This window comes from Laspinema sp. D2d (assembly GCF_025370755.1).
Classification (GTDB): domain Bacteria; phylum Cyanobacteriota; class Cyanobacteriia; order Cyanobacteriales; family Laspinemataceae; genus Laspinema.
Window position 1 is genome coordinate 1 of the sequence record NZ_JAMXFC010000010.1, and the last position, 12,884, is coordinate 12,884.

Consider the following 12,884-nt stretch of genomic DNA (forward strand, 5'->3'; position numbering starts at 1 on the left):
AGGATGGGGGAGATGGGGAGGATGGGGGAGATGGGGAGGATGGGGGAGATGGGGAGGATGGGGAGGATGGGGAGGATGGGGGGAATTATCTGTGTTTGTAGTAATGACTGAAGTCGGTCTTCAGTGGATTGATATACCTTGTGCAACGACCTTTAGATTCCTAATGTCCCAAATCTGCGGCAACCTCTAACCAAATCTTGCAATCTGCGCTATCAATAATAAATTCTCCCATTCAGACTAGATATGAATGCTAACGTGATTGAAATCCTATCCGCAGAAGAACTGCGGCGGACTGTAACCCGACTGGCGTCCCAGATTGTGGAACGATCGAATGATTTGTCAGAATTAGTGCTGATCGGCATTTACACCCGAGGGGTGCCCTTCGCCCATCTGTTGGCGAGTCAGATTGAACTCCTAGAACAGATTCAGGTGCCAGTCGGTGCTTTAGATATTACATTTTATCGAGATGATTTGGACAATATGGGGATGCGAACTCCGGCAAAAACGGAAATGCCGTTTGATTTGACGGGGAAAGAGGTGATGTTGGTGGATGATGTGATTTTCAAGGGTCGCACGATTCGCGCTGCCTTGGATGCGATCGCCGATTATGGCAGACCCTCTCTGATTCGCTTGGCAGTTCTGGTCGATCGCGGTCATCGGGAGGTTCCCATTCATCCCGATTTCATCGGCAAAACCCTCCCCACGGCCAAGGAGGAACAGGTTAAGGTTTATTTCAATGAAGTAGACGATCGCGATCGGGTGGAACTGATTAAGGTGATTTGACTGAGGGAGATGGGGGAGATGGGGGAGATGGGGAGGATAGGGAGGATAGGGAGGATGGGGAGGATGGGGAGGATGGGGAGGATGGGGAGGATAGGGAGGAGGAATTAGTAACGACAGTTTGTAGTAACGACTTGCTATCCTTATACCCTATCTCCCCTATCTCCCCCATCCCCCCCATCTTCCCTATCTCCCCTATCTCCCCCATCTCCCCCATCTCCCCCATCCTCCCCATCCCCCCAATCTCCCTAATCGTGAGAAACTATCTACAGAGTCTCTATATCCTGGCTAATTGTCTGAAATGTCAACAACGGTTAACTCACCTTTAAACTCTGGGGAAGAAACCCAATCTCGGAAGGCGGAACATATTCGGGTCTGCCTAGAAGATGATGTACAATTTCGGTTGAATGGGACGGGTTTGGACCGTTATCGATTCACCCATTGTTGTTTGCCGGAACTGGATTGGCAGGATATTGATCTGACGACGCGGTTTCTAGGAAAATCCCTCGGTGCTCCTTTGTTGATTTCTTCGATGACGGGGGGGACTGAGGAGGCGAAGCGGATTAATTCTCGGTTGGCGGTGGTGGCGGAACAGTTTCAGATTGCGATGGGGGTGGGTTCCCAGCGGGTGGCGGTGGAAAAACCGGAGGTGGGAGATACCTTTGCGGTGCGATCGCTGGCACCGAATATCCTGTTATTTGCGAATTTAGGGGCGGTACAATTGAACTATGGTTATGGGGTGGATCAATGTCGCAAGGCCGTCGATTTGCTGGAAGCGGATGCGTTAATTCTTCACCTCAATCCCTTGCAAGAAGCGGTTCAAACCCGGGGAGATAAAAATTTTCGAGGATTGCTTGACAAAATCCATGAATTATGCAATGTATTACCCGTGCCGGTGATTGCGAAAGAGGTGGGCAATGGTATTTCGGCAAAGATGGCCCAAAAATTGATTGAGGCAGGGGTTGGGGCAGTCGATGTGGCCGGGACTGGGGGGACTTCTTGGGCGAAGGTGGAAGGAGAACGGGCGAAGGATTCCCGACAACGCCGATTAGGGACAACCTTTGCAGAGTGGGGTTTACCTACAGCGGATTGTATCACGTCAATTCGGGCGATCGCCCCGGAGATTCCTTTAATTGCCTCGGGGGGATTGCGAACAGGGTTGGATGTCGCGAAGGCGATCGCCTTGGGTGCGGACCTTGCGGGTTTAGCATGGCCCTTTCTCCAAGCAGCAGCGGAATCCGAGGCGGCGATTCAGACCCTGGTGGAACATTTACTCGCAGAAATTTCTACAGTTCTGTTCTGTACTGGCAATGCCACCCTCACCCAACTCAAAGCGTCTAAGGCCCTTCAACCTTTACATTCCCCAGGGCGTCCATAACCGACAGGGAAGATCACCGGGTTTCTGCATGAAATAATAGCTTGCTTTGTCCGAAAATCGGGTAAAGAAACCCGGTTTCTAACCAATCCTGTATCACCGTCCGAGAAGGATTAACATAGAAGAGATAAGCGATCGCAACTTCGGGTCTGTTTTCAAAACACCGACGCCGGAAGCAGCGCAGATAACATAAAGGACCGTTGCAAAATGCGAGATTTTTTCAAATACACCTTTGCTAGTATCCTCGGGACGATTGTCGGATTAGGCGTTTTAGGTGTTCTGAGTCTAGGTGGACTCTTGATTGTGATCGGGACGATCGCCACTTCCTCAAAAGATGCGGGACCGACTGTCGAAAATAACTCCATGTTGGTGTTTGACCTTTCGATGAATATCACCGATTCTCAACCCACCTCCACCACTGCCGAAGCATTATCCCGAACCCTCTCAGAAGACTCGGAACCGAGTACAATGACCTTGCGCCAAGTGGTAGAAACTATTGATGCTGCCCGAGAGGACGATCGCATTCTCGGGATCTACCTCCACTCTACCTCTTTTGGTGGCAATAACGGATTTGCCACCCTGCGGGAAGTGCGTGAGGCCCTGGAACGCTTTCAGGACAGCGGTAAAACCATTATTGCCTATGACCAAGATTGGAATGAAGGGGAATATTACCTCGCCTCGGTTTCTGACGAAATTCTCCTCAATCCTCTCGGAATGGTCGAAATGAATGGGTTGAGTTCAGAGACGACTTTTTTGACGGGAGGTTTGCAGAAGTACGGCGTCGGGGTTCAGGTGACCCGGGTCGGCAAGTATAAATCCGCTGTGGAACCCTTTGTCTTAAACCAAAGTTCCCCGGAAAGTCGGCAACAGACGGAAAAACTACTGAGTGATATCTGGAGTGATTTTCTGGCAACAATCGATCGCCGTGAGAAGATTACGGCGCAACAGGTGCAGCAGGTGGTGAATACCCGGGGAATGCTGATGGCAACGGAGGCACAACAACAGGGATTTGTCGATCGCCTCGCCTATTTTGATGAAGTGGTGGCACAACTGAAGGAACTCACGGGTAAAAAAGAGGATGACCGCACCTTTGAGCAAATTAGTTTACCCCGGTATGCGACCGTTAGTGAGGAACAAAAAGGGAATAAGGCGCGATCGGCCCCGGAAATTGCCATAGTCTATGCCGATGGTGAGATTGTGAGTGGGGAAGGCGGTTCCACTCAGGTGGGAGGCGATCGCCTCGCTAAAGAATTGCGAGACTTACGCCGGAATGAGGATGTTAAAGCGGTTGTCTTACGGGTGAACAGTCCCGGAGGTTCTGCCACGGCATCGGAAGTGATTCAGCGTGAGGTCCAGTTGATTGCTGAAAGTAAACCGATTGTCGTCTCAATGGGCAATGTCGCCGCTTCCGGTGGATACTGGATTTCTAGCTATGGGTCGAAAATTTTTGCTCAACCGAATACGGTGACGGGTTCCATTGGTGTATTTGGAATGCTGCTCAATGTACAAGGTTTGGGCAATCAGCAGGGGATTACCTGGGATGTAGTGAAAACCGGACCTTATGCGGATATTGATACCATTACTCGCCCAAAAACTGCCCAAGAAATGGCGATTATTCAGCAAATGGTCGATCGCATTTATGCGCGATTCTTGAACCTGATTGTTGAGTCTCGCAATCTACCGGCGCAAAAGGTAAGTGAGATTGCTCAAGGTCGAGTTTGGTCCGGTCAAGAAGCACAAAAACTGGGATTAGTGGATGAAATTGGCGGTTTGAATGATGCAATTTTGGCCGCAGCGGAATTAGCAGAACTGGGTGATACTTGGAAGGTCAATGAATATCCCCAAACTCGCACATTTGAACAAATCCTGATTGATCGCTTACTAGGAAGTCGCCTGAAAGCATTGGTCCCCACTCCGAAACCCGACCCCCTAACCGCACAATTACAGCAACTCTATGAGGAAGTTTCAATGGTCAAAAATTTGAATGACCCATTCCATGCTTATACTCGCCTACCCTTTACCTTCCAGATTCGTTAAAATGAGGTTCTGTAGGGTTGCGGTTAGGAATTACGGGTGATTTTATAGGCACAACGCCGATCGCCTTCCATGATATGTTCCACTCGTTCGATGGTGACGGTTGGTCCGAATAGGGTTTTAAAAACTTCCAATTCGGACCGACATAATAATCGACAAGTGCGCGCAGCTTCATCAATGGGACAGTGGTTTTCAATGAATAACCAGGACCCATCCGGTTGGGCGATCGCCTCTGCCATATATCCTTCCTTCGTCCGAATTTCTGCAAGGCGTTCCACTTGGCGATCGAGTCGGGATTCCCGTGAATTTGGAGCGTTATCCCCTTCTAAAGTGGCAAACTGAACGCGATATCCTTGAATTTGTCTCCGAGAGCGTTCCGCTAAAACTTTCTCTAATTCTGCTTCCCCTAAAACCGACTCAAAACTATTCAGAAATTCGACCATCAAATCGGCATGAGTATTGGGAAATAGGTTGAGGGTGCGATCGGTCAATTGCCACAACTTCACAGGTCGCCCGATCGGACGTCGTTGTTCCGAGTAATCTACCAAACCCTCTCCCCGCAGTGCCTGTAAATGCTGCCGAATTGCCATCGGAGACACCTCTAACTGTTCTGCTAGGTCCGTCGCACTGGTGGCCCCTTGCATCTTTAACAGGTAGAGAATTTGCTCTTTTGCTTTTTGTTTATCATCGGTCATTGGACATGGGAAAGATGAAGGATCAAAGCGGAAGCATGAAGGCGGAAGCATCCAGGCAGAAGGCATTTGATTAGAACAAAAGACGGTCCCTGGTTGTCTTTCATCCCTCATCCGGTCCCCCCATTCTTCCCTTAAATCCAAATTATAACAATTATAAGTCAAACCGACGCTGAAATCGAGGGTCTAAGTCAGCACTTTTGCGTTGATTGCACGGACGGCAAAGGGTTTGCAGATTACTGATATCATTGGATCCGCCCATTGCCAGGGGAATAATATGATCGATATTCAGTTCGCTTTCTTGTTCGGTTTTGCCACAACTTTGACACTGATGGCGATCGCGTTCCAAAACATACACTCTAACCGCTGCGGGAATACGAATTCGAGGCGTTTTAGGCATAGATTTTTAATAGATTAAAGATACACAGGAGGCAGAGCCTCCAATAGTGCATGACTCGGCAGAGCCAAGTCACGAGAATTCTAATATTATATAATAGATTCTCGTGTCATGGCTCTGCCGTGACACGGGCATTTTGCGGCTCTGCCGCCTAATAGGTTTTGGTACTATGATAAGGCAATTTTTGGCTCATCCCTGCATCCGCCTAATCTCATCAAGCGGTGATTCAAATTCACGGGTTTCACGTTGATTCAATGTTTGTTGGTGTTCTGGTTCGTCTGGGCAAAATTCTAAGTTAATTTTGATTCTTAGTTTCCCTTTTTTCCAGCCTGGAGAACCATATTTTAAAATTTCAACATCGACACCATCTCCCAGCCATTTTAGTTTTTCATCTGCATCGCTGCTCGCACTCAGGAAATAGCCTTTTATTACTTTTATTAATGCTCCTCTTAAATCCCCAAATTTAATCATGGGATGGTTCAGTGAGGGTATTCTTTGATTGGCTTGAGGTATAGATACTACTTCCTCATCATTGACTGGTTCAAATTTACTACTCATAGCACTGAATTTTTAACAGATTTTCCCTATATTACAACATTTGAAATACCTTGTCAATAGGATAAAATGTGCCGAGACACATCCTACCCTATTGACACTAATCGCGTTAAATCATCTCCATCACCTCTGATAATTCCCCCTCTTCCTCCTCAACAATTTCCACTTCTGTCGCCTCTTGCAAATTAGCCAAGGGTAACTGATAGCGGTCTAAAAGCATTGCCTGTAAGCAGCTATTAATCCCAGAAACTACCTCGTTATAATCGGCAATTTTATCTTGAACTTCTTGCAAGTGGATTTGATTGCTTTCAAGTTGCTCCTGTGCTTCCCGTTCTAGGGTTTTTTCTAGGTGCGATCGCGCTCGGTTGTATTGTTGCAGAATCATCTCCTCTTGCTGCTTGACTAGCGGCAATAAATGAGTTTTCAAGGTTTGATTCACCGTTTGCCGGAAGGTGCTTTGAATCGTGTGTTTGACCTTCGGTTCAAAATCCAGTTTTAACAACTGACGAATAGCGGGTTCCGCATCTTTCATGCTGGCACAATCAAAACTTTGAGAAGTTTGTTGCAGCACTTTACGGAATTGGTAAATCGAAAACGTGCCTTCATCGTAAAAGCGAGGACTCTCCCGCACAAAGCGATCGCATTCTGTGCTTGCCGCCGCACGAATTGCTTGCTGAACTTGCACTTGTAGATTTTTAATGGTCTGTTCTAGTCCAGCATCGCCCCCAACTAATCGGCATAATTCTCGATAATAGTCTTGACGGCGAATTCGGTCGATTAAATAGGCAAAGTAGTTGGCAATAGTTCGTTCGGATTCTTCGGCCAAAACTGCCTCTAATTCATTGGACAAGTAATAGAAGGCCTCGACTAAAATCGCCAGTAATGGTGCAGTCGAGTTACGAGGATGGGTGAGGGTTGCTTGCCGATATGCTTCTTCTACTGAAAAAGTATTCAACAGTTCATCCATGCGGCAAACCATGCGGACTTTCAGTTTGCGGAAGTCTTCCTCAAAGGTGAGGCACTGATTGGTTACGACTTCATTCACTTCTTGGGTAATATGGTCATTTAAAGCCATTCCTAGGCGGCGTAAGTCATAGTTTAGTTGTTCCATTCGCCGCAATTTTAACCCTTCAATATTGACGGGTTGACTCTCTAGGTCCCGATAGTGTTGGACATAATGGCGACTTAATAGGAGGCAGATAGGCTGGAGGTCATTAGCGAGGGTTTTAAAGAGGAGGGGGCGTTTTTCCTGGGTTAGGTAGTTGGTAATGCTGGTGCGAAATTCTTCAATGCCGCTATCAGAAATAAGCTGATTCAGGAGGGATGTTCCGCATTCATTGAGAATACGGACGTAGTTTTGATTGGGGGTTTCGTAGCTGTAAACCGCTATTTTAAATTGACTGGGGGAGAGTTTCCCAGAGTTGGCGCAGTAGCGGTTAAATTCATTGACAAATTGCGGGGTGTCTTCCTGGATGCTGGTGTTTTTGACGCTTTCGGCAAAGAGGGTATCTAATCCATAGCGATCGCGTTCGCTGGTTTGTTTGATTTGACTTCCCCAAAATCCCAGCAATCCACTGGTTTTATAGAGGCGTTTGGTATCTCGGAATTGGGTGACAATTAGCTCATCCAAGCGTTGTCGAAGTTGGGTATTATACCAGGTTTCGTCAATGCGATTGAAAACATAAAAGACGCGATCGCGAATTCCGGGATTAGACCGCATTTTTTCCAGTAACTCGGTCTCTTCCGTCGTCATATCCCCTTCAGAAGCGGGTTTGAGGACACATACCACCGCTGAGGTTTCTGGGTCTTCAATCTTGCGATAGGTGAGTTCCGCATCCCGTTTTACCGGCGCATCAATTCCCGGTAAATCAATCAGCACATTGCCATCTTTGAGCAATGGATGATAGCAGTAATATTCAATCCGTTTCAACACTGAACTATTGCTACCCCGCCGCGCATAGCTGGCGGCTTCTTTGAGGTTAGAAAAGTTAAATTGTTCCATCGAAAATGTGTTATTATTCACCGGATGAATGCGGCTGCTATTTTCTGCAAATCCATCCAGCAATAATATCAATGCCTTCGCTTGTTTGGCTAATTGGGATTTACTTTCACCCCCTTCTTTATTGAGAATAGTTTGAGCAATCTCCCGCAACAGTTTCAGGACTTCTGGTTCGTTAATATTCGTCGCTGCTTTGATGCCTAAACGCTCACATAAAGCGGTGATTTGGTCTTTAATCTCAATTCCACTCAAAAACGTGAGAACGACTCGCCCTTGGTCCGGTTCGGCATATTCAATATAGCACTCAGTTCCCGTGGCGTGACCTTCGGCACTGTAGAGCAATTCTCGTTCTAACAAGGCATTAATCAGCATGGATTTACCTGCACTAAAAGCCCCAGCAAAGACAATTTCAAACTTAGGGGCAATTGCCTTTTTCAACGAGGACTGGACAGCGGTGATATCTTGTTGTCGCAACGCGGGTTCTTGATGCAACAATTCGAGGATGCGATCGACCTGATTCTGTAGCTGTTGACACTGAGGCAGCAATTGAGTCATAGCGGTTTTGAAGAAAGCCCAACTAAAATGGAATCCTCCTAGTATCCCATAATTGACTCCCCAGAAAAATGAGTAGAAAATCCTATTTATATCAAATCCGGTTGTTCAAAGTTGACTTTATGTATGAGCCCGCGCAGGCGGGCTTTGTCCGTATAGCCCCAGGCTTCCGCCTGCGGGTTTTTATAGACATTTCCTCTCCATAAAAATCGGGACAACTGTTTAGCAGTTGCCCCGATTTCTTGCCGGTTTAAATTAAATTCAGGGATGATTTAATAGTCTCAAGCTCTCACCCCCAGAAACCCATTAACTGCGCCACTTGCGGGTAAACTCATCCAACACCGAATTATGAATCTGGCGTTGCAACCAATTGATCGCCTGTTGTTGATGGTTTAATCCCTGATAATATTGGCAGACATCTACCAAAGAAATATTCCCAGCAACCGCAACTGATGACCGATTGCGCCATTGACGAGAAAACTCAGATAAGGTACTGTTAGGAATCTGACTTTGCAACCACTGAAGCGCTTGCTTTTGGTTACTCAAGCTTTGGTAATAATTACAAACATCGACTAAATCGATATTGGTAGATTGAGCGGCCATTTGCTGATTCCCCGATCGCCACCACCGAGCAAATTCGTTTAAAATCCCACTGGAAACCTGACCCTGCAACCAATAGATCGCCTGGTCTTGCATCGGCAATCCTTGATAAAATTTTGCCACATCCACAAAATTAATCGGGGAGGATGCGGAGGCATGACCCCGCCAGCGACGGGCAAATTCTAGTAAATTTGCCTGAGATAATTGACCCTGTAACCAGTCTAATGCTTGATTTTGATGGGAAAATCCTTGATAAAATCGACAGACATCAATCAACCGAATTACAGGAGTTGGTCCCGACTGAATCGGCGTCGGGTTAGGTACAGGAGAGGGCGTTGGCGTCGGTGTTGGGGTGGGAATATAAACCGGGGGAGGCGTCGGTTGCACTTGGGTTGGGGGTTTAATTGCACTCACCAAGGCGGTCCAAGTTTGAACGCCCACAATGCCATCCACGGTAAGATTCATCGCCCGTTGAAATGCCATCACCGTTGAGTGCATTGTTGCCCCAAATACCCCATCAGTAGACCCGGGATTAAATCCTTTATCCCGCAGACACATTTGGATATATTTAACATGAGAGCCTTTCCCGCCTTGGCGACAGACATTAAACCAGTTGACATCAACACCGCCGTTAATTCCGCTGACTCTACCGCTTTCGGTGTATTGCCAAAACGTCCAACCATCCCACCCTCCAGGAACCCAGGGATTGTTGGTCTGATAGTGAGCAATCCATAGGGGATAATCGCTGAAAATTGTAGGATTACCAATCCGTTCCCAAAAACTGGGAAAAGTGTAAATAATGGGGCGACGCTTGGTTTCTTTCTCGACAATTTCGATCCAAGTCGTAATATCCCGAATAATCGAACTTGCGCCAACTCCATCCGTAGATTCAATATCCAGAACCGGCGGCAAATCATTCGCTTCTAGTTGCACGGTTTTGAGGAAAATATCCGCTTGTGCTTTGGGGTCTTGTTTAGCCCGATAAAAGTGATAAGCACCCCGTGCCATTCCTACGGATTTGATGGCCGCCCAATTACTGCGATAGGAATCGGCCACAAACGTAGCGCCTTCGGTTGCTTTGGTAAAGGCAAACCCCATGCCATCCCCAACCACGGAATTCCAATTTACGGGGTGTTGCCAATCGGAAACATCGATACCTTTTGCACACATAATGGTAGATCTTGTTGAAAGAGTGAGGAACTGAGTGGCTTTGTTTCGGCAAAACTTCTCAAGGAAGTGACCGGATGTTTGATACAATTAGGAGGCAATTCCTCGGGTGTTAGCCCCTGCACGAGGGCCGATCGCCGCTGGTTGTGCAGAGGGGAAAGATAGACAGGAAAAAGCTTCTGCTTCTCCTACCCGTCCCCGAAAATACCCCCTTGGAGTGATAGCTAAACTATACGGATGGTGATGACTTGGATCGGGAAAGGGTCAGGATTTAACTTGATCAGGAATCGATGACTTTCATCCCATCCCGTGCCATAGTAATTGAGTAAAATTTGAGGTCAGATTGGTTATGGAAGTGATTCCAGCGATTGATTTATTAGAAGGTCGTTGTGTTCGTCTGTATCAGGGGGATTACGATCGCTCAGATGTGTTTAATGAGGACCCCGTGGCGGTTGCCAAACAATGGGTTGATGAAGGTGCGACGCGCTTGCATTTAGTGGACCTGGATGGGGCAAAAGCGGGGGAACCGCGTAATATGACAACCATTGAGGCGATCGCCCGCGCCGTATCCGTCCCAATCCAAGTCGGTGGGGGATTACGAGACTATGCCTCTGTTGCCAATTTATTATCCCTCGGGATTGATCGCGCCATTCTCGGGACTGTGGCAGTTGAAAAACCGGAACTTGTCCAGCAACTCGCTCAAGAATTTCCGGGTCACATTGTAGTCGGAATTGATGCGCGTGATGGCAAAGTTGCGACCCGGGGTTGGTTGGAAACTTCGGAAGTGTTAGCGACGGTACTCGCACAACAAATGGTAGCGTTAGGCGTGGCGGCCATTATCTATACGGATATTCATCGCGATGGCACATTAGCAGGACCGAATATTGCCGCATTGCGAGAACTGGCGGGGGCGGTGGATATTCCCATTGTGGCCTCTGGTGGTGTGAGTTCCCTGACGGACTTGCTGAGTTTGCTGGCCCTGGAACCTTTAGGGGTCAATAGTGTGATTGTTGGCCGATCGCTTTATACGGGGGATGTTTCCTTGAAAGAAGCAATTCAGGCGATCGGTCCTGGACGGATTCAGGATGTGCCCCCGGATTTCGGTTCCTCGACGTTTGCTTGAAATTAACACATATCCCCACCCGAGTGGGGATGTAGGGATGGAAACAGTTTCAGTCGTTATATCAAGTCCGATGGATTAACCCTAAAAAATTCTCTTCTCCCCCTTCCCTTGCAGGGAAAGGGGTTGGGGGGTTAGGTTTTTATGAACAAGCAACAAAATATAAAAAAATAAATAATATTATTCACTAAGTATCTAGCAACCCTCTTGCTTTCTGAAGTTTACTCTATTCTCCGGTTGAAGGGACGCTCTTTTGTAACGGTAAGGATTTTGAGCTTGGGGTGGTGGGGAGGGTAATGATTAAAGTTGTACCAACCCCGATGGTACTCTCTACGGAGATTTCCCCGGAAAGCAAGTCTACAGATTTTTTGACGATCGCCAATCCTAAACCCGACCCAGGAACATCGGCGACATTACTGCCTCGATAAAAGATTTCAAAGAGGCGCGGGAGATCTTCTGCGGGAATTCCGAGGCCCCGATCTCGAAAGGTAAAGACTACTTCCGTATTTTTACACTGGATAAATATGTCTATTTTGCTGAATTCTGGAGTAAATTTAAAGCAATTAGAAAGAATATTTCTGATACTATGTTTTAGTAATTTAGTATTAATATTTACTGCATGATAGTCTCCACTCACTTGAAAATCAATAGAGCGCTCTCCGGGTGTATAAAGCAGCTTATATTCTTCTATTAATTTTAAACAAAATTGTTTTAAATTAAGCTGTGAAAATTGAGTAGCACAAGAATCTTTATCTCCATTAAAAATTAAAATATCATCTAAAAGTAGGGTAATTTGCTTAAGGGTATAGCGAATTTTTTCAAAAATTGGTGTTCGTTTAGACTGTTTTACTCCATCACTATAGCGTTCTAGGAGTTGGGTACATAGATGAATGGTATTGAGTGGGGTGCGAAATTCATGGGACAGGATTTGGATAAATCGAGACTTAACTCGATGTAATTCTCGCTGTATTGCCAATTCTTGGCGATTTTTTTCAGCTTCTTTTAACTCACTAATATCGCGAATTAACCAGCGAAACCCACTAGAATTTCCGTGGATATCCTGAACGGGAGAAACAGAAATTGCAGCGGGAAATGACTCGCGATCGCGCGGGAGCATTTGTATTTCCCATTCCGTTAACCTTCCTACGGTTCGGAGTTGGTCAAGTTGGGTCCGAAAGGCACTCCGTTCCTCCAGTTTCACAAAAACTGCTAGGGGTTTATCTATCACAAAGGGTCGATGTAAGTTAAATAACTGTTCCGCTGCTGCATTCGCTTCTTCAATCACCCCCACCGCATTTGTGATTAAATAAGGGTCCGGTGCTTCTTCAAATAACTGTTGATAGCGCTCCCGCTGTATTTCTACTTGTTCCCGAGTCGAGAGCAGTTGTTGATTTTGCTCCTGAAGCTCTTCCGTAGCAACGTGCAATTCTTCCAATGCCTTGGAAAGTTCGCCAAACACCTCTTTTAACAAGTCCGGTGGAGGAGAGGGAGAACCCTGAGCCAGTTGTTGCATTTGCTCTAAACGCACTCTAGCTTGGTCAATTTGTCCGGTAAAATTGTCCATTGTATTTCTCTAGTCTGTTTCAGTCCTCATTTTAGGATAATAGCAAATT

The 12,884-nt window shown here is 46.8% G+C and carries 10 protein-coding genes; 4 read left to right on the forward strand and 6 right to left on the reverse strand.

Features of this window, described 5'->3' with window-relative positions; genetic code table 11:
- Window positions 1-243: 243 nt before the first annotated feature.
- From pyrR to sppA, 3 genes are all read left to right on the forward strand, one after another.
- Window positions 244-783: a bifunctional pyr operon transcriptional regulator/uracil phosphoribosyltransferase PyrR gene (gene pyrR / locus NG796_RS09070; protein ID WP_261205784.1), complete on the forward strand. Its 540-nt coding sequence runs from the start codon at window positions 244-246 to the stop codon at window positions 781-783.
- A 298-nt stretch (window positions 784-1,081) separates the two neighbouring features.
- The gene (gene fni / locus NG796_RS09075) at window positions 1,082-2,158 is read left to right on the forward strand and encodes a type 2 isopentenyl-diphosphate Delta-isomerase (protein ID WP_261205796.1); all 1,077 of its coding nucleotides are present in this window, start codon (window positions 1,082-1,084) and stop codon (window positions 2,156-2,158) included.
- A gap of 204 nt (window positions 2,159-2,362) precedes the next feature.
- Window positions 2,363-4,192: a signal peptide peptidase SppA gene (sppA, locus tag NG796_RS09080; RefSeq protein WP_261205804.1), complete on the forward strand. Its 1,830-nt coding sequence runs from the start codon at window positions 2,363-2,365 to the stop codon at window positions 4,190-4,192.
- Between the two features lie 23 nt (window positions 4,193-4,215).
- Here sppA and NG796_RS09085 read toward each other — a convergent pair whose 3' ends face one another.
- The 5 genes from NG796_RS09085 to NG796_RS09105 form a co-directional block, all read right to left on the reverse strand.
- A complete protein-coding gene (locus NG796_RS09085) occupies window positions 4,216-4,884 on the reverse strand; it encodes a helix-turn-helix transcriptional regulator (RefSeq protein ID WP_261205811.1) in 669 nt (222 codons plus the stop codon).
- A 151-nt stretch (window positions 4,885-5,035) separates the two neighbouring features.
- Window positions 5,036-5,281 carry an HNH endonuclease gene (locus NG796_RS09090; RefSeq protein WP_261205813.1) on the reverse strand — a complete coding sequence of 82 codons (246 nt, stop codon included), beginning with the start codon at window positions 5,279-5,281 and terminating at the stop codon, window positions 5,036-5,038.
- Window positions 5,282-5,467: 186 nt separating this feature from the next.
- Window positions 5,468-5,836 (reverse strand): KGK domain-containing protein, encoded by a 369-nt coding sequence (locus NG796_RS09095; protein WP_261205820.1) that lies wholly within the window; start codon window positions 5,834-5,836, stop codon window positions 5,468-5,470.
- A gap of 106 nt (window positions 5,837-5,942) precedes the next feature.
- Entirely contained in the window at window positions 5,943-8,387 is a 2,445-nt protein-coding gene (locus NG796_RS09100; RefSeq protein WP_261205828.1) for a dynamin-like GTPase family protein, read from the reverse strand.
- 303 nt (window positions 8,388-8,690) lie between these two features.
- Window positions 8,691-10,154, reverse strand: a complete 1,464-nt coding sequence (locus NG796_RS09105; RefSeq protein ID WP_261205842.1) for a GH25 family lysozyme — start codon at window positions 10,152-10,154, stop codon at window positions 8,691-8,693.
- A 346-nt stretch (window positions 10,155-10,500) separates the two neighbouring features.
- On the opposite strand from NG796_RS09105, the gene hisA reads away from it, so the two are divergent.
- The gene (hisA, locus tag NG796_RS09110) at window positions 10,501-11,274 is read left to right on the forward strand and encodes a 1-(5-phosphoribosyl)-5-[(5-phosphoribosylamino)methylideneamino]imidazole-4-carboxamide isomerase (protein WP_261205845.1); all 774 of its coding nucleotides are present in this window, start codon (window positions 10,501-10,503) and stop codon (window positions 11,272-11,274) included.
- A 223-nt stretch (window positions 11,275-11,497) separates the two neighbouring features.
- Here the strand turns inward: hisA and NG796_RS09115 are convergent, their stop codons facing one another.
- Window positions 11,498-12,835, reverse strand: a complete 1,338-nt coding sequence (locus NG796_RS09115; protein WP_261205850.1) for an ATP-binding protein — start codon at window positions 12,833-12,835, stop codon at window positions 11,498-11,500.
- Window positions 12,836-12,884 lie beyond the last annotated feature (49 nt).